The following is a 22,703-nucleotide window of genomic DNA, read 5'->3' as shown; positions in this document are numbered from 1 at the left end:
GGAGACACCCGCCATGGACACGCACGTCAGCGATACGACGACCGCCGCCGCAGCCGGCGAGCGCGGCGCGAGCCCGGTCACCGACCCGGCCGGACACGCCGCCTGTGTCGTCACCCTGGGCGCGGGCGCCCCGGCCACGGACCACCGCGGGGAACTCGGCGGCAAGGGCACCCGCCTCGCCGAGCTCTCCGCCGCCGGACTGCCCGTCCCGCCCGCGTTCTGCCTGACCACCGCCCTCTTCGACGCCTACCTGCGGGAGACCGGGATCGCCGCCGAGGTCCCGGGCGCCGACCCCCGCACGATGCGCGAGCGCATCCTGGGCACCCGGATGCCCGCCGCGATCGCGGACGCCGTCCTCGACGCCTACGGCAGCATGGGCCGTCCCCGCGTGGCGGTGCGCTCCTCCGGACTGCGGGAGGACTCCGCCGCCCAGTCCTTCGCCGGCCAGCACGACACGGTCCTCGACGTCAGCGGCGACGAGGACGTACTGGAGGCGGTCCTGCGCTGCTGGGCCTCCCTGTGGTCCGACCGCGCCACCGCGTACCGGGACACCGACGCCCCCGACTCCCTCGCCGTGGTCGTCCAGGAGATGATCCACACCGACGTCAGCGGCGTGATGTTCACCGTCGACCCGGTCAACCCGCGCCCGCACCGCCTCGTGGTCGAGGCCTGCCAGGGCCTGGGCGAGGGACTGGTCTCCGGGCAGGTCTCCAGCGACTTCTTCGTCGTCGACGACGAGAAGCTGGAGGTCGTCGAGGAGCGGGTGCGCTACAAGGTCACCAAGTGCGCGCCGCTGGAGCCCGGCCGCATCGGCATGACGAAGGTCGACGCCGCGTCCCGCAGCGTCCCCTGCCTCACCCACGACCAACTGCGCGAACTCGGCGCCCTCGCCGTCCGCATCCGCGACCTCTACGGCAGCGAGCAGGACATCGAGTGGGGCGTGCGCGACGGCGTCTTCCACCTGTTCCAGACCCGGCCGATCACGACCCGCCCCGTCGCCCCCGCGGCCCCGTCCGGCGCGCTCAGCCCGTACGTCGCCCCGCAGCCGGAGCCGATCCTGAACGGCACCCTGTGGTCGCGCATGGACATCGGCGAGATCTTCGTCGGCCTGATGACGCCGCTCGGTCTCAGCTTCGCCCGCTACTACCAGCGCAACGTCCACACGGACTGCGCCGGTGCCCTCGGCGTGCGCGACACCGGCGAGGCCGACCTGCACATGGGCTTCTACCAGGGGCACGTCTACCTCAACATCTCCTACAGCTCCTACCTGCTGGCCCAGTGCCTGCCCACCCGCGACCAGCGCCACTTCACCAGCCGCTTCGTCAGCGAGGAGGTGGACCTCGCCTCCTACGAGAACCCGTTCGGCACCTTCCCCGGCGGCATGGAGGACCTGCGGTCCGCCGTCCACTGGCTCCAGCACACGGCCCGCGAGATGACGCAGATGAAGTCCCGCTCGCAGCAGATGGTCGACGCCCGGCTCTACGAGTTCGACCGCGCCCGCGGCCTGGACCTGACCCGGATGAGCCGGCGCGAGCTGCACGGCGAACTCCACCGCGACCTCGCCTGGTTCCACGACATGCACGTCGGCTACATGCCGTACTACATCAACGCGTTCGCGTTCTACGGCCTGCTCACCGAGCTGTGCGCCCGCTGGCTCGGCAGCGACGGCACCGGTCTGCAGAACCGCGTCAAGACCGACATGTCCAGCCTGCGCACCGTCGAGTCGGCCAAGGAGGTCTGGGCGGTGGCCCAGGCCGCCAAGAACGACCCGGCCGTCCTGAAGATCATCAAGGACGAGCCGCTGGAGGACATCGCCCGGCTGCTGCGCGAGGACCCCGCCGGACAGCGCTTCTGGGACCGGCACATGGAGCCCTTCCTGCGCGCCAACGGCACCCGGGGCCACCAGGAGATGGAGATCACCCACCCGCGGTGGATCGACGACCCCTCCTACATCTTCCAGATGATCCGCCGCTACGTCGCCGACGGCTTCTCCATCGACGACATCCTGCGGCGCAGCAGTGCCTGGTCCGACGACTCCCGCGAGGTGCTGGACCGGCTGCCGATGCCCAAGCGCCAGATCCTGGACACCGTCATCTCCCTGTACGCCCTGTGCAGCGAGCTGCGGGAGACCACCCGGATGTCCATGATCACGTCCATCTGGCTGGTGCGGAACGTGGTCTACGAGGTCGGCCGGCGCCTGGTCGCCGACGGCGTCCTGCACTCCCTGGACGAGGTCGCCCACCTCGACTTCGAGGACGTACGCCGCTACCTCGCCGGCGACGAGGACGCCGTGCGGGTCTTCGACCGGGCCCGCATCGACGCCGCCCGCCGGCTGCACGAGCACAACAAGCGGCTGCCGGAACCGCCGTTGACCTTCGTCGGCGTGCACGACATCACCGCCTCGGTCCGGCCCGCCGCCGACGGCGCCCGCCTCGAAGGCCTGGCCGCCAGCCCCGGACGGATCGTGGGCCGCGCCCGCATCGTCGAGGACCTGGTGTGGCAGGCCGACGAGTTCGAGGCCGGGGAGATCCTGGTGACCCGGTACACGGACGCCTCCTGGACGCCGCTGTTCGCCATCGCGGGCGGGGTCGTCACCGACATCGGGTCGATGCTCTCGCACAGCTCCATCGTGGCCCGCGAGTTCCACGTGCCGTCGGTGGTGAACACCAAGGACGCCACCCAGCGCATCAACACCGGCGACCTGATCGTGGTCGACGGCGACGCGGGCACGGTCGAGGTCGTCGAGAGCGCGGACGCCGAGGGCGCGGGGAGCGCGGGCACCGACGCGAGCCCGGCCGACGCCGTACACGACTGAGCGGACGCGTGGCGGCCGAACGCCCCGCCGCCACCGCCGCAACGAGAGACCACGACCGCCCCCGCACGGGGCGGACCCCACCGAGACGGGAGACGACCCGATGATCCCCAACCAGTGGTACCCCATCGTCGAGGCGCAGGAGGTGCGCAACGACAAACCCCTCGGTCTGCGCCGCATGGGCCAGGACATCGTGCTCTGGCGCGACATCGAGGGCAACCTCGTCTGCCAGGGCGCCCGCTGCCCGCACAAGGGCGCCAACCTCGGCGACGGCCGCATGAAGGGCAACACCATCGAGTGCCCGTACCACGGCTTCCGCTACGGAGCCGACGGCGCCTGCCGGGTGATCCCCGCCATGGGGTCCGGCGCCCGCATCCCCGGGTCCCTGCGCGTGCCCACCTACCCGGTCCAGGAACGGTTCGGGCTGGTGTGGATGTGGTGGGGCGACGAGCGTCCCGCGGCCGACCTGCCGCCGGTCCTGGCCCCGGCCGAGGTGACGGACAACCGGAAGCTCTACGCCACCAAGCGCTGGACCCGTCCGGTGCACTACACCCGTTACATCGAGAGCCTGCTCGAGTTCTACCACGTGACCTACGTGCACCGGGACCACTGGTTCAACTACATCGACTACCTGCTCCTGTACGGCACACCGAGCAAGTTCGGGCTCGACGGCCGCGAGCGCTACCTGGCCGCCACCCGGATCACCAACCACCAGGTGGAGACGGAGGCGGAGGGGCAGACCATCCGCTACTCCTTCGACCACTGCCAGGAGGACGACCCCACCAACACCACCCACTACGTCATCACGTTCACCTTCCCGTGCATGGTGCACGTGCAGACCGAGCAGTTCGAGACCACCTCCTGGCTGGTCCCGATCGACGACGAGAACACGGAACACATCCTGCGCTGGTACGAGTACGAACAGGTCAAGCCGGTCCTGCGGATCGAACCGCTGCGCCGACTGCTGCCCTGGGCGTCCCTCTACATGGAAAAGTGGGTCCAGGACCCCCAGGACGTACGGATCATGGAGCACCAGGAGCCCAAGATCAGTGCCGGCGGCGTGAACAAGTTCATCCCCGTCGACGAGATGAACGCCAAGTACATCTCGATGCGCGCCAAGCTGCTCGCGGACGCCGCCGCACCCCGGGAACCGGCACCGGCCCCGGCACCGGCCGGGGACGCGGCCCGCGAGCCGGTCCGGGAACCGGCACCCGCGCCGGACGCGACGGCGGGCAACGGCACGCCGGCCCGCGCCACGGCGGGCGGCCGGGGGACCGGCGGCACACGGCGCGGCGCCAAGCCCAAGGAGGACGCCGCCGCGCGCCCGTAGACCCGAAGACGGGGGACGGACAAGAGAGAGCGAGAGTGAGAGATGTACGGCGGATACGACGCGTCGACCGGTCCCAAGACGGTGGTGACGACGTTCAACACCGTCGCCGTGGCCATCGCAGTGTGGTTCCTCTTCGGCGGCGCGGACACCGTGGCGGACTGGTTCGGAACCGACTTCGACGAGGCGGCGACCGTACGCCGGGCCCTGCTGGCGGCGTTGTCGGTGCTCTACCTGCTGCGCTTCATCGCCACGAACTTCGTGATGCTGCAACGCAAGATGGAGTGGTCGGAGTCGTTCACCATCGGCATCTGGGTCCTGGTGATCCACGGCACGATGGCGTACTTCGGCGGCACCAACGACGCCGGCGTGAGCGTGTTCACCTGGCTCGGCGTCGTCCTCTACCTCTTCGGGTCCTACCTGAACACAGGGTCGGAGTACCAGCGCAAACTCTGGAAGAAGCGCCCGGAGAACAAGGGAAAGCTCTACACCGAGGGCCTGTTCAAGTACTCCATGCACATCAACTACTTCGGTGACGCCGTGCTCTTCTCGGGATTCGCGCTGGTGACCGGCACGGTGTGGGCGTTCGCCATCCCGCTGATCATGGTCTGCATGTTCGTCTTCCTGAACATTCCCATGCTCGACAAGTACCTCGCCGAGCGCTACGGCGAGGCCTTCGAGGAGTACGCGTCCCGGACGGCGAAGTTCGTCCCGTTCGTGTACTGATCCCGCCCGTCGCGCGCGTACGGCGGCCCTCCCGCCCCGGCGAGAGGGCCGCCGTACCGGGCGCGACACCTGACCCGACCGACAGAACCGAGACGAGGCACGCATGACCGGAGACATCCCCTTCGGAGAGGCCGAGGCGTCCCTGACCGCCGAGGTGCTGCGCGAGGTCCTGGCCGGCGGCGCGGACGCGTTCGCCCGGCTGACCTCCGACGAGGGCGCCGTCGACGACTTCGGCTTCGACCCGGAGCTGACCGACGACTACCTGCTCCCCGTCCTGCGGCTGCTGTACGAGAAGTACTTCCGGGTCGACGTGGAGGGCCTGGAGAACGTGCCCGCCGACGGGGGAGCCCTCCTGGTCGCCAACCACTCCGGCACCCTGCCGCTGGACGCCCTGATGCTCCAGGTGGCCCTGCGCGACCACCACAGCGCCCACCGCAGGCTGCGGCTGCTCGCCGCCGACCTGGCCTTCGAGCTGCCCGTCGTCCGCGACCTCGCGCGCAAGGCGGGCCACGTGCGGGCCTGCCCCGAGAACGCCCTGCGGCTGCTCGGCTCCGGGGAACTGGTCGGCGTGATGCCGGAGGGCTACAAAGGGCTCGGCAAGCCCTTCGAGGAGCGCTACCGGCTCCAGCGCTTCGGGCGGGGCGGCTTCGCCGCGGTGGCGCTGCGCTCGCGGCGCCCCATGGTGCCGTGCTCGATCGTCGGCGCCGAGGAGATCTACCCCATGATCGGCTCGGCCCCGACCCTGGCCCGGATGCTGAAGCTGCCGTACTTCCCGATCACCCCGACGTTCCCGCTGCTCGGCGTGGCCGGCCTGATCCCGATGCCGACCAAGTGGACGATCCGCTTCGGTGCCCCGATCCACACGGACGCCTTCCCCGAGGACGCGGCGGAGGACCCGCTGATGGTCGAGAAGCTCGCGGGCGAGGTGAAGGACACCATCCAGCACACGCTCAACGAGATGCTGGAAGGCCGCGAGTCCCCGTTCTCCTGAGCGCCCTCACCCCTCCGCCGACGACCCCCGCCGGCCGATGCTGCGGATGCTGGCGAAGGCCAGAACACCGAGACCGACGAGCGTGACCACGCCGCCGATCAGCTCCGCGGACAGATGCATGGGATCTCCCTCACAGGGCGACGGGCGGTGCCGGTCGGGATGGGCGGTGCAGGTCGGGACGGGCGGTGCTGGTCAGAACGGGCGGTGCCGGTCGTGACGGGCCGTGTTGGTCATATAGCCATGCGAACGCCGCCGCCCGTCCCACCCCCAGCCGAACCGCCCCGCGAATTCACCCGTAGGGCAGACCGGCACCGATCGGGGGTGGCGGTTGCGCGGTCGCCCGTTCGAACGCTTACGATCCTCTGTTGTGTCCAAACTGACCGACGTGCCCAAACGGATCCTGATCGGGCGCGCACTGCGCAGCGACCGGCTGGGGGAAACGCTCCTGCCGAAGCGCATCGCCCTGCCCGTCTTCGCGTCCGACCCGCTGTCCTCGGTGGCGTACGCGCCCGGCGAGGTGCTGCTCGTCCTGTCCATCGCGGGCGTGTCGGCGTACCACTTCAGCCCCTGGATCGCGGTCGCGGTCGTCGTCCTGATGTTCACGGTGGTCGCCTCCTACCGGCAGAACGTGCACGCCTACCCGAGCGGCGGCGGCGACTACGAGGTGGCCACCACCAACCTGGGCCCGAAGGCCGGTCTGACCGTGGCCAGCGCCCTGCTGGTGGACTACGTCCTGACGGTCGCCGTCTCCATCTCCTCCGGCATCGAGAACCTGGGCTCGGCGATCCCCTTCGTCGTGGAGCACAAGGTGCTGTGCGCGGTCGCCGTCATCCTGCTGCTGACGCTGATGAACCTGCGCGGGGTGCGGGAGTCGGGCACTCTGTTCGCCATCCCGACGTACGTCTTCGTCGCGGGCGTCTTCATCATGATCGTGTGGGGCGCGTTCCGGGGCCTGGTCCTGGGCGACACCATGCGCGCCCCGACCGCGGACTACCAGATCAAGCCGGAGCACGGCGGCCTGGCCGGCTTCGCCCTGATCTTCCTGCTCCTGCGCGCCTTCTCCTCCGGCTGCGCGGCGCTCACCGGCGTCGAGGCGATCTCCAACGGCGTCCCGGCCTTCCGCAAGCCCAAGTCCAAGAACGCGGGCAACACGCTCGCGATGATGGGCCTGCTCGCCGTCACCATGTTCTGCGGCATCATCGCGCTGGCCGCCGCGACCGACGTCCGCATGTCGGAGAACCCGGCCACCGAGCTGTTCCACAACGGCGTCGCGGTCGGCGCGGACTACGTCCAGCACCCGGTGATCTCACAGGTCGCCGAGGCGGTCTTCGGCGAGGGCAGCTTCCTGTTCGTCATCCTCGCCGCCGCCACCGCGCTGGTCCTCTTCCTCGCCGCCAACACCGCGTACAACGGCTTCCCGCTGCTCGGCTCGATCCTGGCCCAGGACCGCTACCTGCCGCGCCAGCTGCACACCCGCGGCGACCGCCTGGCCTTCTCCAACGGCATCGTGCTCCTGGCCGGCGCCGCCATGCTCCTGGTCGTCGTCTACGGCGCCGACTCGACCCGGCTGATCCAGCTCTACATCGTCGGCGTCTTCGTGTCCTTCACGCTGAGCCAGATCGGCATGGTCCGCCACTGGAACCGCAACCTGGCCGGCGAACGCGACCAGGCCAAGCGCCGCCACATGATCCGCTCCCGCGCCATCAACGCCTTCGGTGCCTTCTTCACCGGCCTCGTCCTGGTCGTCGTCCTGGCCACGAAGTTCACCCACGGCGCGTGGGTCGCGCTGCTCGGCATGTGCATCTTCTTCGCGACGATGACGGCGATCCGCAAGCACTACGACCGCGTCGCCGAGGAGATCGCGGCCCCCGAGGACCCCGAGGAGGCCCAGAGCGACGACATGGTGCGCCCCTCCCGCGTCCACTCGGTGGTGCTGATCTCCAAGATCCACCGCCCCACGCTGCGCGCCCTCGCCTACGCCAAGCTCATGCGCTCCGACAGCCTGGAGGCGCTCAGCGTCAACGTCGACCCCGTCGAGACCAAGGCGCTGCGCGAGGAGTGGGAGCGCCGCGGCATCGAGGTACCGCTGAAGGTCCTGGACTCGCCGTACCGCGAGATCACGCGGCCGGTCATCGAGTACGTCAAGAGCCTGCGCAAGGAGTCCCCGCGCGACGCGGTCTCGGTCATCATCCCCGAGTACGTGGTCGGCCACTGGTACGAGCACCTGCTGCACAACCAGAGCGCGCTGCGCCTCAAGGGCCGCCTGCTGTTCACGCCGGGCGTCATGGTCACGTCGGTGCCCTACCAGCTGGAGTCCTCCGAGGCGGCCCGGCGCCGGGCCGGCAAGCGCCAGGACTGGAACGCCCCCGGCGCGGTGCGGCGCGGCCCGGCCCACCACCCCCACCAGGACCGTCCGAAGGACTCCTCCTCGTCCACGTAGACTGGACGGCTGTTGTCCCTGGTCGCCCACCGTTCTCTGGAGTCACCCCGCCATGCAGGCAGAACCGAAGAAGTCGCAGGCGGAGTCGCGAGCGGGCGCACGGCCCGCTCCGCCGTCGGCCTCGCTGGTGGGGGAGGAGTACGAGGTCGAGGTCGGCCCCGTCGCCCACGGCGGCCACTGCATCGCCCGCACGTCCGAGGGCCAGGTGCTGTTCGTCCGGCACACCCTGCCCGGCGAGCGGGTCGTGGCCCGGGTGACGGAGGGCGAGGAGGGCGCCCGCTTCCTGCGCGCGGACGCGGTCGAGATCCTGGACGCCTCCAAGGACCGCATCGAGGCCCCCTGCCCCTTCTCCGGCCCCGGCCGCTGCGGCGGCTGCGACTGGCAGCACGCCAAGCCGGGCGCCCAGCGCCGCCTCAAGGGCGAGGTCGTCGCCGAGCAGCTCCAGCGCCTGGCGGGCCTCACCCCCGAGGAGGCCGGCTGGGACGGCACGGTGATGCCGGCCGAGGGCGACAAGGTGCCCGCCGGCCAGGTCCCGTCGTGGCGCACGCGCGTGCAGTACGCGGTGGACGCGGACGGTCGCGCGGGTCTGCGTCGCCACCGCTCCCACGAGGTCGAGCCGATCGACCACTGCATGATCGCGGCGGAGGGCGTCAGCGAGCTGGGCATCGAGCGCCGTGACTGGCCCGGCATGGCGACGGTCGAGGCGATCGCGGCGACGGGCTCCCAGGACCGCCAGGTCATCCTGACCCCGCGCCCCGGCGCCCGCCTGCCCATCGTGGAACTGGACCGCCCGGTCTCGGTCATGCGCGTCGGCGAGAAGGACGGCGGCGTCCACCGCGTCCACGGCCGCCCCTTCGTCCGCGAGCGCGCCGACGGCCGCACGTACCGGGTCGGCTCCGGCGGCTTCTGGCAGGTCCACCCGAAGGCAGCCGACACCCTGGTGACCGCGGTCATGCAGGGCCTGCTGCCCCGCAAGGGCGACATGGCCCTCGACCTCTACTGCGGCGTCGGCCTCTTCGCCGGCGCCCTGGCCGACCGCGTCGGCGACCAGGGCGCGGTCCTGGGCATCGAGTCCGGCAAGCGCGCCGTCGAGGACGCCCGCCACAACCTCGCCGACTTCGACCGCGTCCGCATCGAGCAGGGCAAGGTGGAGACCGTCCTGCCCCGCACCGGCATCGACGAGGTCGACCTCATCGTCCTCGACCCGCCCCGCGCGGGCGCCGGCCGCAAGACGGTCCAGCACCTGTCCTCCCTGGCCGCCCGCCGAATCGCCTACGTGGCCTGCGACCCGGCCGCCCTGGCCCGGGACCTGGGGTACTTCCGGGACGGGGGGTACCGGGTGCGGACGCTGCGGGTGTTCGATCTGTTCCCGATGACGTCGCACGTGGAGTGTGTAGCTATTCTTGAGCCTGCTGGAAAGAGGATCTGACCTGCGGGTTTCTATGGTTCTTCAAGTTCGGCCGGTGGTGCTCGACCTGTTTCCCTCTGAGTAAAGGTTTGAGCGGGGGATTGATCTTCGCACCTTGCTGAACTGCGGCTTCGTGAGTGGGGTGCCTGCCTGGGTGGCGCCCTCGGATGGGCTTTCGGGGATTGTTGACGCTCGGATGACGCTCGAAGTGGAAGTCACTGCCGGACCTTCGCAGGCGCTGAGCCAGCATCTTCGGCCCACGTTTTCAGGGCACGAGACTCGACCGTGGCACGTGATACCGGCCAGGTATCATTCCCTTGTGGTGATGACACTCCGACTCCCTGACGACCTTGACGCGAAGCTCACCGAGCGGGCTCGTCGGGAGGGCCGCAGCAAGCAGCAACTTGCCATCGAGGCCATCCGCGAGGCCCAGTACCGGGCTGAGCTGAAGGTCGATGACGTCCTGGCCGAGCTGTTGGACAGCGATGCGGAGATTCTTGACTACCTGAAGTGACCGGCGTGCGCTACCTCCAGATCGACGAGATCCTGGCCACCGCCCGCACCGTCAACGGTACCGAGCACAGTGTGCGTGACATGGGACTCTTGGTGTCGGCGATCGACCGGCCCCGGACGAACGTGTTCGGGGCCGAGCTGTATCCCACGCTGCACGAGAAGGCAGCAGCACTGCTGCACTCCGTCGCCCGCAACCATGCGTTGATCGACGGCAACAAGCCCACCGCCTGGCTCGCCATGCGCATCTTCCTGTGGTTCAACGGTGCCAGCGCCAGTACTGTCCCGCCGCCCGCTTTCGTGGCCGGTCCGTTCGTCGAGGACGTCGCGCAGGACAACATCGAGGTACCGGCCATCGCCAAGCGCCTCTGAACCTGGTTCCCCGTGTCCTGATGTTCGACGTCGTGCGGTGGGGACCGCTCGTTCACGGGCCGGCCGTTCCTGTCCGCCGCCCAGAACATCACATCCTCACTTTGCATTGGGTACGCGGGCGTGGCGAGAGCGCGTGGCATCGGCGCACGGTGGCCTCGGCCGGGGGCTCGCGTCTACTTCGCCGGCCTCCTCCGCACGGACAGGTTCTTCTGGAACCAGCGGTAGGAGTCCTTGGGTGTCCGCGCCTGGGTGTCGTAGTCGACGTGCACCAAGCCGAACCGGGGCTCGTAGCCCAGGGCCCACTCGAAGTTGTCCAGGAGCGACCAGGCGAAGTAGCCGCGCACGTCGACGCCGTCCTCGATCGCCCGGGACACCGCGGCGAGGTGGTCGCGGTGGTATGAGATTCGCTGTGGGTCGTGGACGGCACCGTCGGGGCCGGGCCGGTCGTGGAAGGCGCAGCCGCTCTCGGTCACGTGGAGCGGCGGCAACCGGTCGCCGTACCGCCGCGCGAACGTGGTCAGGATCTCGTGCAGCCCGTCGGGGACGACGGCCCAGCCGAGGTCGGTGGTGGGTGTGCCGGTCAGGACGCGGGGCTCGAACGGCAGCCCTTCCGGCAGGGCGGCGCCCTCCAGTACGGGCGAGCTCGCGGACGCGGTGCCGGGGGCGCCCACGGGCACCGGCTGGTAGTAGTTCACCCCGAACCAGTCCAGGGGGGTGGAGATGATCTCCAGGTCCGCGGCCAGGGTGCCGTCGGCATGGCCGGGCATCAGTGAGGCCAGCAGTTCGTCGGGGTAGCAGCCACGCAGGATCGGGTCCGCGAAGAGCCAGTTGACCAGGGTGTCGTACGACGCGGCAGCCTCCCGGTCGGCGTCGGAGCCGGTCGCCGCCCACGTGGGGGCGTGGTTGGAGGCGATGCCGATGTTGCCGACGCCGGCGGCGCGCAACGCCTGCACGGACAGGCCGTGGCCCAGGAGCATGTGGTGGGCCACCGGCAGCGCGTCGAAGCCGAGAGCCAGGCCGGGGGCGTGAGTGCCGACCGCGTGCCCGAACATCGTCGCCACCACCGGTTCGTTGACCGGCATCCACATACCGACCCGGTCACCGAGTCGCTCGGCCACCACGGTGGCGTAGTCCGCCATGCGCCGAGGCGTCTCCCGCACCTGCCAGCCGCCGCGGTCCTGAAGCGCCTGGGGGAGGTCCCAGTGGTACAGGGTCACCGCCGGAGTGATGCCGGCGGCCAGCAGGTCGTCGACGAGCCGGTCGTAGAAGTCCAGGCCGGCCGCGTTGACGTCGCCCGCCCCCGTCGGCATGACGCGCGGCCACGAGATCGAGAAGCGGTAGGCGTCCACCCCCAGCTCCCGCATCAGGGCGACATCCTCCTTGGACCGGTGGTAGTGATCGCAGGCGACCTCACCGCTCTCGCCGTTCCTGATCCTGCCGGGCTCGGCGCAGAACGTGTCCCAGACGGAAGGGCCCTTGCCGTCCTCGGCGGCGGCGCCCTCTATCTGGTACGACGCCGTCGACACGCCGAGGACGAAGTCCTCGGGCAGGCGGGGGAATTCGGACATGGTCACACCTTCCGGCGCTGACGGTCAGGGATCGGTCTTAAGGGACAGGCTCTGCGGTGGCCCTGGTGGCCCTGGTGGCCCTGGTGGCCCTGGTGGGCGGCGGCGGTGTCGACGGTTCGGCCCGGCCGCCGCGGCCTCGATGACGAGAGTGGCGACCTCCTCGGCGGAGGCGGGCCCGGTGATCCGGTCCAGTACGACTGATTCGATGCGGGCCCGGTTCTCCCGGCGCGTGGTCATCGCGGCCTCCGGCGGACGAGTCGGTCGGTGGCGCGACTATCGCAGCAGCCGAAAGTCGGGTCAAGCGTCCTGGTCGATCGTCCAGGACGAGGGCGAGGACAATGGAGTGGACGTGGGCGCTCGCGCCCCGTCACCCCCCCCGAGTACGAGTGAGGAGCCGAGTCATGAGCCGGATGGCGGCGAGCGAACGACGCGGGCGGCTGGTCGACGCCGCGATCGCGGTCATGGTCAGGGAGGGGGTCTCGGCCGCCACGACGCGCGCGATCGTTGCCGAGGCGGACATGCCGCTGGGCTCCTTTCACTACTGCTTCCGATCCAAGGAGGAGCTGCTGGTCGAGGTCATCGAGGTCATCACCGGCCACACCCTGGAGCGAGCGCTGTCGGAGGTGACCGGCCCCGGCGGCCTGGAGGAGCGGCTGCGTCGCGGGATGCGCGCCTACTGGCAGCACGTGGTCGAGGAGCCGGACGAGCACCGTCTGACCTACGAGCTGACGCACTACGCGGCGCGGCAGTCCGGCCTGGCCGTCGTCGCGGAGCGGCAGTACCAGACCTATCTGGCGGCCAACACCCGTCTCATCGAGGCGCTCACGGACGACGAGGGGAAGCGGCTGCAGTGGGAGGCGCCGGTGCCGGTCCTGGCGCGCTACGTCACGGCGGCGCTCGACGGCGTGACGCTGCTCTACCTCAACGAGGGGAACGCGGCAGCGGCCGGCGAGGCCCTCGATCTCGTCGCCCGGCACGTGGCCGGGCTGGCACGCCCCGCCTGACCCGGGCACCGACGAGGTCGCGATGGCTCAACTGGGACTCTTGACCGGGACGGTTGACCAACTCTAGGGTGCGCCCCACCCCATGCCTCGGGAGAGCCCATGAAGAGAGCGCGTCCGGGTGGCGCCGCCGCCCTTGCCCTGTCCCTCCTCTCCGCACTGCTCCTCTCCGGCCTGGGTGCCGGTGGGGCCGGTGCCGCCGAGCGTCCCTGGTGGGAGCCGGTCGACCGGCCCGCCCCCGACTCCCGGATCAACGTGAGCGGCGAGCCGTTCACCGGCACCGACGCGAACGGCGACGTACGCGGATTCGTCGACACCCACAACCACCTGATGACCAACGAGGCGTTCGGCGGCAAGTTGGTCTGCGGCAAACCCTTCTCCGACAAGGGGGTCGCAGACGCCCTCAAGGACTGCCCCGAGCACTACCCCGACGGAGCCGGCGCGCTGCTGGAGAACCTCACCGTCGACCCCGACGGCCACCACGACCCGGTGGGCTGGCCGACGTTCAAGGACTGGCCCAGCTCCACCACGATGTCGCACCAGCAGAACTACTACGCCTGGCTGGAGCGCGCCTGGCGGGCCGGCCAGCGCGTCCTGGTCACCGACCTGACGTCGAACGGAGTCATCTGCTCCATCTACGTCCGCGACCGCGGCTGCGACGAGATGGAGTCCGTACGGCTGCAGGCCCAGAAGACCTACGAGATGCAGGACTACGTCGACGACATGTACGGCGGCGCCGGCAAGGGCTGGTTCCGGATCGTGAAGTCTCCTGCGCAGGCCCGCCAGGTGATCGAAGCAGGGAAGCTGGCCGTGGTCCTGGGCGTGGAGACCTCCGAACCCTTCGGCTGCAAGCAGGTGCTCGACGTCGCCCAGTGCTCCAGGGCGGACATCGACGCCGGCCTCGACGAACTCCAGGCGCTCGGCGTGAGCAGCATGTTCCTGTGCCACAAGTTCGACAACGCCCTGTGCGGCGTGCGCTTCGACCAGGGAACGCAGGGCACCGTCATCAACGTCGGGCAGTTCCTCTCCACCGGCACCTTCTGGAAGACCGAGAAGTGCACCGGCCCCCAGCACGACAACCCGATCGGCTCGGCGAAGGTCCCCGAAATCGAGGCGAAGCTGCCGAGGGGGACGAGCGTGCCGTCGTACGACGAGAACGCACAGTGCAACACCCGCGGCCTCACCCGGCTCGGGGAGTACGCCCTCAACGCCATGATGGACCGCCAGATGATGGTCGAGCTCGACCACATGAGCGTCAAGGCCGCCGACCGGGCGATGGACATCATGGAGTCGGTGCGGTACCCCGGTGTGATCTCCAGCCACAGCTGGATGGACCGCAGCTGGACCGAGCGGCTGTACCGGATGGGCGGCTTCATCGGCTCCTACGACATGGACTCCAAGAACTTCGTCCAGGACACCGCCGCCACCGCCGACCTGCGCAAGAAGTACGACGTCGGGCTCGGCTACGGCACCGACTTCAACGGGCTGGGCAGTCACCCCGCGCCCCGCGGGGCCGACGCCCCCGACAAGGTCACCTACCCGTTCCGGTCCTACCCCGACGGCCCGCTGGTGGACCGCCAGCACACCGGCGAGCGGGTGTGGGACGTGAACACCGACGGCGGCGCCCACGTCGGACTGATCCCGGACTGGATCGAGGACGTACGCCACCTCGGCGGAGAAACGGTCGTCGACGAACTCCTGCACGGCGCGCAGTCCTACCTGGACACGTGGAACGCCTCCCGTACGTGGGACCGACCGGCCAACCTGGCCCGGAGCGGGCCCGCGTCGGCCAGCAGCAGCGAGTTCTCCGTCGTCACCAGCTACCGCCCCGACCGCGCCGTCGACGGGAACCCCGCCACCCGATGGGCCAGCGACTGGAGCGACGACCAGTGGTGGTCGGTCGACCTGCGCAGCCCCCAGCCCGTCGGCCGGGTGGTACTGGACTGGGAGAAGGCCCACGCCGCCGCCTACCGCGTCGAGGTGTCCGACGACAACCGGACCTGGCGCACGGTGTGGCAGACCGCGGAGGGGCACGGAGGGATCGAGACCGCCGAATTCCCCCCGACGACCGCCCGCTACCTGAGGGTGCACGGCACCGACCGGGCCACCAAGTACGGCTACTCGCTGTGGGAGGTGGCCGTCCACGCACGGTGAGCGCCGCCGCCTACGGTGCGTCTGGGGCCGGGAGGTCCCAGACGCACCGGAAGCCGGCGTTGGCGGCCGACGCGTCCTCCTCGTTGGCCGAGCGCGCGGCCACCCGGTAGCGGTTGCACCAGGAGTCGTGGCACAGGAACGAACCGCCCCTGATCACCCGGCCGTCGCGCCAGGGGTCGGCGCACCACTCCCACACGTTGCCGACGGTCTGGAAGAGACCGAACCCGTTGGGAGCGTACGTCGCGACCGGAGCGGTGCCGGCCCAGGCGCCGACGTCGTGGCGGTGGGGGAAGTCGCCCTGCCAGATGTTGCACCGGTGCTCCCCGTCGGGGCGCGGTTCGTCGCCCCACGGGTACCGCGCGCCGTCGAGCCCGCCGCGGGCGGCGTACTCCCACTCCGCCTCGGTCGGCAGCCGGCCGCCGGCCCAGGCGCACCAGGCCCGCGCGTCGCGCCAGGACAGGTGCACAGCGGGGTGGTCTTCGCGGCCGGCCAGGTCGGACCCGGGGCCCTCGGGCTGCCGCCAGCTCGCGCCCTGGACCGCGCACCACCACGGTGCCGACCGGACCCGGGGCGCGCGTGCCGCGACCGCGGGCGGCAGGTGCAGATGGAAGACGTGGGACCAGCCGAAGCGCTCGGCGTCGGAGACATGCCCGGTCTCCTCGACGAACGCCGCCCAGTCGTCGGTGGTAACCGTCGTCGTTGCCGGACGAGGCGCACGCCGAGGTCCGCAGGGAGCGGCTGAAGGAACGCCTCTACGCCTCGCTGACCCTGCTGGCGGTCCTCGTCGGCCTGGCGCAGAGCGGACACCCGACGCACGTCGGCGCGGCCACCTCGGTCACCGCCACCGCGCTGGGACTGTGGCTGGCCACACTGGTGGCCGACCTCCAGGCCCGTCCCGTCGCGCACGGGCGTCGGCCCACCGGACCCGAGGTCCGCCACGCGCTGCTCACCAGCAGCCCCCTCCTCAGCAGCGCACTGGGGCCGGCGCTGCTGATCGCCCTGTCCGCCCTGGGGGTTCTCACCCTGGACACGGCGTTGTGGGTCTCGGTGGCCAGTGAGGTGGCGGCGCTGGCCCTGTGGGGCTTTGTGGGCGGGCTGCGTGTCGGCGCCGGGCGTCTGGGAGCCCTGATCACCGGTGTACTCAACGCCGTGATCGGTCTCGGCGTGGTCGCCGTCAAACTCGTCGCCGGCCACTGAGGGAGCGGCACCTCGCCGGTGTGCATCGCGGTCCCGGCACCCCGGCGAACAGGCGCACGTCTCCGTCCGGTCGGGTCAGGACCGGGCCGTCAGATCCAGGTCAGTCGCCACAGGCGCAGTAGCCCCGTGCCGTCCACCGCGTACTGGCCGCCGCCCACGTCCTCCCCGGACACCACGAAGTCCTTGGCCTGCCACAGCGGGACGACGGGCACGTCGCGGGCGACGATCCTCTGAAGGGCTTCGAGGTCGGCTTCGGCGTCGCTCCGGTCGGCGAAGCGCTGACTGTTCGTGATCAGCCGGTCGGCGGCCTTGCTGCCGTACCCCGTTGCCATGGTGCCGTCCGTGCCGACGAGAGGACCGCCGAAGGTGTCGGGATCGGGGTAGTCGGCCACCCAGCCGACGGCGTATGCGTCGAGCTCTCCCTCGGCCCAGCTCTTCTGGAATTCGTCCCACTCATATCCCTTGAGGGTCACCTTGAACAGCCGTCGGCCTCCAGTTGCCTTTTCACCTCCGCAGCCTCCTCGTGGGCTGAGCCGCGTCCCGCCGCATAACCGTAGGTGAAGGACAGCGGGATTTCCTCACCGGCCTCGACGAGGAGACGGCGTGCCTTTTCGGCGTCCTTGTGAGGGTAGTTGTCGAAGAAGGAGGTGGTGTGCCCCGTGATGCTCGTCGGGATGAGGGAGTAGAGCGGGTCCACGGTTCCGTCGTAGACGTCGTAGGAAATCCGGTCCCTGTCTATCAGCCAGGCCGCCGCCTGCCGTGCGCGTCTGTCGTGGAACGGCTTGCCGCGGCGGTTGTTGAGGTACAGGTTTCGAGTCTCCGCGCTCTGCGCCTCCGTCACGCGAAGCCCCGGATCGCTCGGGTTCAGATCGGCGAGCATTTCGGGGGGAAGCTGTCTGAGGGCGACATCGATGCGGTGGGATATCCAGGCCCGGGCGAGTGAGTCGGGGGTGTCGTAGAAGTGGAGTTCGATCGGCCGGCCCGTGTTCTCGGCGGCGCCCTTGTACCGAGGGTTGGGCGAGAGGGAGAGCTTCTCGCCCTTCGCGTAGGAGACGACGCCGTACGGTCCGGTCCCGTCGATCCGGTCGTCCGAGCGCAGGGAGTCCGCCGGGTACGTGGTTGAGTCGACGATCGAGCCCGCCCCGGTCGTCAGCTTGAAGGGGAACGTGGCGTCCGGTGCGGTCAGTCGGAAAGTGATGGTCCGGTCGCGGGCGTCCATCGACTCGATGGTGTCCAGGAGGGACGACGGCCCCACGTCGGAATCTATCTTCTTGACCCGTTCGAACGAGAACCGGACATCCTTGGCTGTCATTCTGCGTCCGCTGGAGAAGGTGATGTCATCCCGCAGCCGGCATCGATAGGTGCGTAGGCCGGAATCGGTGAAGGAGCAGCTTTCGGCCGCGTCGGGAACGGGCTCCGCCACTCCGGGCTCCAGGGTCAGCAGTGTTTGGAAGACATTGCTGTACAGAGCCGTCGAGCCGGAGTCGTAGCCGCCGGCCGGGTCGAGTGACGTCGGCGGTTCCGTCGTCCCGACCTTGATGGTGGCGCCCTCCTGGTCGCCCGTCGGGTAAAGCAGCAGACCGGCTGCCAGTGCCGTGGCGATCACCGTGGGTGTGACGACGGACGCACGGATATGCGCACGAATATGCCTCATGAGGCTCGTCCTCGCAAGATCGAGACGAACAGGAATTCTCATACCCCTGGGGGGAGAGTGTCGGCCAAGTATGCGCAGGCGTCGCTTCCTTCGGAGCCTGACGGCATTTCCGGAACGAAGTCTTATGACTGACACGGTGGAACTGTTATGGCCCGTTCGGCGAGAGGACCGCCAGGGGTCTGCACCCCCTCTCAGCAGCCGTTCCGCATCGTCTCCGGTGGTCCTGCGGACCCGCTGGCGCGGGTCCCGCCCACGGTCTCACTCCTCGATGCCATTCCCTGTGCAATGTCACCTGTGCCATGTTCCCTGTAGCAGGGCGTGGCCATGCCAAGTCGGAGAGGACATCCGTCTTCCGTCAGGTGGCAGCGCGGTACTCCGTTTCCCACGCCCTCTCCCCCTTCAATCGGCTGTGTTCCGCACGGCCGGATCCCTCATGGGAGGCGCAGTGAGAAAGTCACTGGTACGGCGAGGTCTGGGGGCGGCGCTGCCGCTGGCCCTGACCGTCGCCATGAGCGTGGGCCTGCTGTCACAGCCGGCCGGCGCAGCCGGGAACACCGGGTCCGTCGTGCACGTCGCGGCGGACGACCCGGAGCACGCAGGACCCCCACCCGTCGCGCAGTCCCCCACCGCCGAGACGGAGCACGTCGCGCAGGGACGCACGAAGGCGTCCGAGCTGCCGCCCCTGGCAGCGAGCAAGGACGCGCTCAAGGAGGTGTACGGCAAGACCGCGAAGGCGCCGGTCCGTCCGTCGAAGTCGACGGACAAGGCGGTCGCCGGCAAGGCCGGCAAGTCCCGTGCGCGTGCCGCCGCGTGCAACGTCTCCGACTTCACCAGCCGGAGTGGCGGTGCGCTGGTCCAGCAGATCAAGGCGTCCACGACCGACTGCGTCAACACTCTGTTCAACCTGACCGGGACGGACGCCTACTACGCCTTCCGCGAGTCGCAGATGGCCTCGGTCGCCTATGCCCTGCGTGACGGTTCGACGTCCTACCCGGGCAACGCCTCCACCGGTATGCCGCAGCTCGTGCTCTACCTGCGCGCCGGCTACTACGTGCACTATTACAACGCCGGTACGGTGGGCACCTACGGCAGCAGTCTGCAGACCGCGATACGCGCGGGGCTCGACGCCTTCTTCGCCAGCCCGCACTCGCGCGACGTCAACGACGCCAACGGCGAGACGCTCGCCGAGGCCGTCACCCTCATCGACAGCGCCGAGGAGAACGCCCGCTACATCCCCGTGCTCAAGCGGCTGCTGGCGGACTACGGCTCCACCTGGAACTCGTCGTGGTGGATGCTCAACGCGGTCAACAACGTGTACACGGTGACCTTCCGCGGCCACCAGGTGCCCGCGTTCGTGAGTGCCGTGCAGTCCGACCCGGGTCTGATCGACGCGCTCTACAACTTCGCGAGCGGTCATCTCGCGCTGCTGGGAACGGACCAGTCCTACCTTACGTCGAACGCGGGACGTGAACTCGGCCGTTTCCTGCAGCATTCCGCGCTGCGCTCCAAGGTCAGCCCCCTGGCCGCGGGCCTGCTCAACTCCAGCTCCATCAAGGGCCGGACGGCCCCGCTGTGGGTCGGTGTCGCCGAGATGACCGACTACTACGACAAGGCCAACTGCTCCTACTACGGCACCTGCGACCTCCAGGCTCAACTGGCCCGCTCCGTCCTGACGGTGACCTACCCGTGCAGCTCCAGCATCACCATCAAGGCGCAGCAGATGACCTCGGGGGAGCTGTCCTCCAGCTGCAGCAGCCTGCGCAACCAGGACGCCTACTTCCACAACGTGGTCCGTGACAACGGCCCCGTCGCGAACGACAACAACAGCACCATCGAGGTCGTGGTCTTCGACTCCAGCACCGACTACCAGACCTACGCCGGTGCGATGTACGGGATCGACACCAACAACGGCGGCATGTACCTGGAGGGGAATCCGTCGGCGGCCGGCAACCAGCCGCGGTTCATCGCCTACGAGGCCGAGTGGCTGCGCCCGGACTTCCAGATCTGGAACCTCAACCACGAGTACACCCACTACCTCGACGGCCGCTTCGACATGTACGGCGACTTCAACGCCAACATCACCACCCCGACCATCTGGTGGGTCGAAGGCTTCGCGGAGTACGTCTCCTACTCCTACCGCGGTGTCCCCTACGCGGAGGCGACGACCGAGGCGGGGCGACGCACGTACGCGCTGAGCACCCTGTTCGACACCACGTACAGCCACGACACCACCCGCATATACCGCTGGGGCTACCTCGCTGTGCGGTACATGCTCGAGAACCACCGCGCCGACATGGACACCGTCCTCGGCTACTACCGGGCGGGGAACTGGAACGCGGCACGTTCCTACCTGACGAGCACCATCGGCACCCGCTACGACAGCGACTGGTACACCTGGCTGGCGGCCTGCGCGGCCGGCAACTGCGGTGGCGGGGGCACCAACCCGCCCGGCAACCAGGCGCCCACCGCCGCGTTCACCACCGCCGTCCAGGGCCTGGACGTCACCTTCACCGACCAGTCCACGGACGCCGACGGCACCATCGCCTCCCGGTCCTGGAGCTTCGGCGACGGCACCACCTCCACGGCCACCAACCCCGTCAAGACGTACGGGTCGGCCGGGTCCTACACGGTGAAGCTGACCGTCACCGACGACAAGGGAGCCACCGCCACCGCCACGAGGACGGTCACCGTCGGCAGCGGCGGAGGCGGCGGCACCGAGTGCACCGGGACCGACACCCGGGAACTGGGCCAGAACTGCCAACGCGGCAACCAGTCGGCCACCACCGGCAACTACGCCTACCTGTACCTGTACGTCCCGGCCGGCACTACCCAGCTGAAGATCACCACCTCCGGCGGGACGGGCGACGCGGACCTGTACTACAGCGCCGGCGGCTGGCCCGGCACCTCCAGCTACACGCAGCGGGCGACGGGAGCCGGCAACAGCCACACCCTGACCATCACCAACCCGCCGGCCGGCGCCAACTACATCAGCCTGCACGCCGTCAGCAGCTTCAGCGGCGTCACCGTGAGTTCCGCCTACTGACGCACGGCACCGCACCAAGGCACGACCCTCACGACGGCCCGGGGCGGCTCTCCCCGCTCCGGGCGGCGTCCGGGGCGGCGGCAGGAGGGGAGACCTCCGTCGCCCCGGACCGAGAACACATCGCCCGCCCGCACACGGGCATCCCTACCTCCCAGGAGGCAGAACGTGAAGGCATTACCCGCACGCAGGCCAGGCCGCGCCATGTGGTCCCTCATCGCGTCCGTCGGTCTCACCTGCGCACTCGCCACACCCGCCGCCGGCAGCGGCGACCAGGACACCCCACGGCTCAGCGCCTCGCAACAGGCCGCGGCCGGCCAACTCGCCGCGGACCAGCACATCTCCACTCAGGAGGCACAGCGACGCGTACTGCGGCAGGAGCGACTCACCGACGTCGCGACGGCGCTGCGCGAGCGCCTGGGTTCCCGCTTCGCAGGAGCCTGGATCGACCAGAAGCACGGCGGCAGGCTGACCGTCGCCGTCACCCGGTCGACGGCCACGGCGCTCGTCGAGGCCCGGTCCGCGCAGGCTCAGGCGCCCGACACGGCCACCGTCGTCGTCGACCGCAGCCTGCGGCAACTCAACCGCATGTCAGCGGAGTTGGCCCACCGTATCGCCGCAGCGAACAAGGACACCGCCCACGGTCTGCAGTCCGCGGTGGTGGTGCAGGACAACAAGGTTCGTCTGGACCTGCCACGGGGCAAGACCCTCACCCCCGCCCAGCGCGCAGTGGTGGAGTGGGCGAAGCGGACCCTCGGCGAGGGCCTCGAGGTCAGCACCTACGCGCACGCTTCCGAACCCTTCTACTGCGGCGGCCAGTACTCGTGCGACCCTCCGCTGCGCTCGGGCCTCGCCATCTACGGCACGAACGTGCGCTGCTCCAGCGCCTTCATGGCGTACAGCGGCAGCAGCTACTACATGATGACCGCCGGTCACTGTGCGGAAGACAGCTCGTACTGGGAGGTCCCCACCTACAGCTACGGCTACCGGGGGGTCGGTCACGTCGCCGACTACACCTTCGGCTACTACGGCGACTCCGCGATCGTCAGGGTCGACGACCCCGGCTTCTGGCAGCCGCGAGGCTGGGTCTACCCCTCGACCCGCATCACCAACTGGGACTACGACTACGTCGGCCAGTACGTGTGCAAGCAGGGCTCCACGACCGGCTACACCTGCGGGCAGATCACCGAGACCAACGCGACGGTGTCCTACCCGGGCCGCACCCTCACCGGCATGACCTGGTCCACCGCATGCGACGCTCCCGGTGACAGCGGCAGCGGCGTCTACGACGGCTCGACGGCCCACGGGATCCTCAGCGGGGGGCCGAACAGCGGATGTGGCATGATCCACGAACCGATCAGCCGAGCGCTGGCGGACCGCGGGGTCACGCTGCTGGCAGGCTAGGCAACCCCGGGCGGACCGCGAGCGTACCGCCCCGGTGCACATCAGGAGGGCGTCGACCGCCGCAGCCGCGGTCGGCGTCCTCCCTCGTACTCCGCTCCG

14 protein-coding genes and 2 pseudogenes are annotated in these 22,703 nt (G+C 69.8%); 13 read left to right on the top strand and 3 right to left on the bottom strand.

Features of this window, described 5'->3' with window-relative positions; genetic code table 11:
• Window positions 1-13: 13 nt before the first annotated feature.
• From D1J63_RS08690 to D1J63_RS08655, 8 genes are all read left to right on the top strand, one after another.
• The gene (locus tag D1J63_RS08690) at window positions 14-2,815 is read left to right on the top strand and encodes a PEP/pyruvate-binding domain-containing protein (protein WP_125628462.1); all 2,802 of its coding nucleotides are present in this window, start codon (window positions 14-16) and stop codon (window positions 2,813-2,815) included.
• A 100-nt stretch (window positions 2,816-2,915) separates the two neighbouring features.
• On the top strand, window positions 2,916-4,142 hold the full coding sequence (locus D1J63_RS08685) for an aromatic ring-hydroxylating dioxygenase subunit alpha (protein ID WP_125628461.1): 1,227 nt from the start codon (window positions 2,916-2,918) through the stop codon (window positions 4,140-4,142).
• A 42-nt stretch (window positions 4,143-4,184) separates the two neighbouring features.
• Entirely contained in the window at window positions 4,185-4,865 is a 681-nt protein-coding gene (locus D1J63_RS08680) for a DUF1295 domain-containing protein (RefSeq protein ID WP_125628460.1), read from the top strand.
• Window positions 4,866-4,968: 103 nt separating this feature from the next.
• Window positions 4,969-5,856, top strand: a complete 888-nt coding sequence (locus tag D1J63_RS08675; protein WP_125628459.1) for a lysophospholipid acyltransferase family protein — start codon at window positions 4,969-4,971, stop codon at window positions 5,854-5,856.
• 367 nt (window positions 5,857-6,223) lie between these two features.
• On the top strand, window positions 6,224-8,296 hold the full coding sequence (locus D1J63_RS08670; protein ID WP_125628458.1) for an APC family permease: 2,073 nt from the start codon (window positions 6,224-6,226) through the stop codon (window positions 8,294-8,296).
• A 52-nt stretch (window positions 8,297-8,348) separates the two neighbouring features.
• A complete protein-coding gene (locus D1J63_RS08665; protein WP_125628457.1) occupies window positions 8,349-9,725 on the top strand; it encodes a class I SAM-dependent RNA methyltransferase in 1,377 nt (458 codons plus the stop codon).
• 298 nt (window positions 9,726-10,023) lie between these two features.
• Window positions 10,024-10,218: a ribbon-helix-helix protein, CopG family gene (locus D1J63_RS08660; protein ID WP_125628456.1), complete on the top strand. Its 195-nt coding sequence runs from the start codon at window positions 10,024-10,026 to the stop codon at window positions 10,216-10,218.
• Window positions 10,215-10,586, top strand: a complete 372-nt coding sequence (locus D1J63_RS08655; RefSeq protein WP_125628455.1) for a Fic family protein — start codon at window positions 10,215-10,217, stop codon at window positions 10,584-10,586. Before D1J63_RS08660 ends, D1J63_RS08655 begins: the two co-directional genes overlap by 4 nt.
• Window positions 10,587-10,759: 173 nt before the next feature.
• Here D1J63_RS08655 and D1J63_RS08650 read toward each other — a convergent pair whose 3' ends face one another.
• A complete protein-coding gene (locus tag D1J63_RS08650; protein WP_125628454.1) occupies window positions 10,760-12,154 on the bottom strand; it encodes a GH1 family beta-glucosidase in 1,395 nt (464 codons plus the stop codon).
• A 401-nt stretch (window positions 12,155-12,555) separates the two neighbouring features.
• Here D1J63_RS08650 and D1J63_RS08645 point away from each other — a divergent pair, with 401 nt between their 5' ends.
• Both D1J63_RS08645 and D1J63_RS08640 read left to right on the top strand, forming a co-directional pair.
• Window positions 12,556-13,158: a TetR family transcriptional regulator gene (locus tag D1J63_RS08645; protein ID WP_134651182.1), complete on the top strand. Its 603-nt coding sequence runs from the start codon at window positions 12,556-12,558 to the stop codon at window positions 13,156-13,158.
• Window positions 13,159-13,257: 99 nt separating this feature from the next.
• The gene (locus D1J63_RS08640; RefSeq protein WP_125628452.1) at window positions 13,258-15,309 is read left to right on the top strand and encodes a discoidin domain-containing protein; all 2,052 of its coding nucleotides are present in this window, start codon (window positions 13,258-13,260) and stop codon (window positions 15,307-15,309) included.
• 10 nt (window positions 15,310-15,319) lie between these two features.
• Here the strand turns inward: D1J63_RS08640 and D1J63_RS08635 are convergent.
• A pseudogene (locus D1J63_RS08635) lies at window positions 15,320-16,000 on the bottom strand (SUMF1/EgtB/PvdO family nonheme iron enzyme); the annotation flags it as partial.
• An 8-nt stretch (window positions 16,001-16,008) separates the two neighbouring features.
• On the opposite strand from D1J63_RS08635, the gene D1J63_RS08630 reads away from it, so the two are divergent.
• Window positions 16,009-16,506 (top strand): hypothetical protein, encoded by a 498-nt coding sequence (locus tag D1J63_RS08630; protein WP_240798571.1) that lies wholly within the window; start codon window positions 16,009-16,011, stop codon window positions 16,504-16,506.
• An 89-nt stretch (window positions 16,507-16,595) separates the two neighbouring features.
• Here D1J63_RS08630 and D1J63_RS08625 read toward each other — a convergent pair.
• A pseudogene (locus D1J63_RS08625) lies at window positions 16,596-18,160 on the bottom strand (ABC transporter substrate-binding protein).
• A gap of 445 nt (window positions 18,161-18,605) precedes the next feature.
• On the opposite strand from D1J63_RS08625, the gene D1J63_RS08620 reads away from it, so the two are divergent.
• Window positions 18,606-21,203, top strand: a complete 2,598-nt coding sequence (locus D1J63_RS08620; protein ID WP_125628451.1) for a collagenase — start codon at window positions 18,606-18,608, stop codon at window positions 21,201-21,203.
• Between the two features lie 165 nt (window positions 21,204-21,368).
• Window positions 21,369-22,604, top strand: coding sequence for a protease (locus tag D1J63_RS08615; RefSeq protein ID WP_125628450.1), 1,236 nt, complete (start codon window positions 21,369-21,371; stop codon window positions 22,602-22,604).
• Window positions 22,605-22,703 lie beyond the last annotated feature (99 nt).

The organism is Streptomyces sp. KPB2, from assembly GCF_003950055.1.
GTDB classification, from domain to species: Bacteria; Actinomycetota; Actinomycetes; order Streptomycetales; family Streptomycetaceae; genus Streptomyces; species Streptomyces salinarius.
This window is presented reverse-complemented; position numbering and strand designations above follow the sequence as displayed.

Excerpts from the sequence above, each read along its gene's own strand:
- D1J63_RS08690 (WP_125628462.1), top strand. The coding sequence starts at position 14 with ATGGACACGCACGTCAGCGATACGACGACCGCCGCCGCAGCCGGCGAG.
- D1J63_RS08675 (WP_125628459.1), top strand. The coding sequence starts at position 4,969 with ATGACCGGAGACATCCCCTTCGGAGAGGCCGAGGCGTCCCTGACCGCC.
- D1J63_RS08665 (WP_125628457.1), top strand. The coding sequence starts at position 8,349 with ATGCAGGCAGAACCGAAGAAGTCGCAGGCGGAGTCGCGAGCGGGCGCA.
- D1J63_RS08650 (WP_125628454.1), bottom strand. The coding sequence starts at position 12,154 with ATGTCCGAATTCCCCCGCCTGCCCGAGGACTTCGTCCTCGGCGTGTCG.
- D1J63_RS08645 (WP_134651182.1), top strand. The coding sequence starts at position 12,556 with ATGAGCCGGATGGCGGCGAGCGAACGACGCGGGCGGCTGGTCGACGCC.
- D1J63_RS08685 (WP_125628461.1), top strand. The coding sequence starts at position 2,916 with ATGATCCCCAACCAGTGGTACCCCATCGTCGAGGCGCAGGAGGTGCGC.
- D1J63_RS08640 (WP_125628452.1), top strand. The coding sequence starts at position 13,258 with ATGAAGAGAGCGCGTCCGGGTGGCGCCGCCGCCCTTGCCCTGTCCCTC.
- D1J63_RS08680 (WP_125628460.1), top strand. The coding sequence starts at position 4,185 with ATGTACGGCGGATACGACGCGTCGACCGGTCCCAAGACGGTGGTGACG.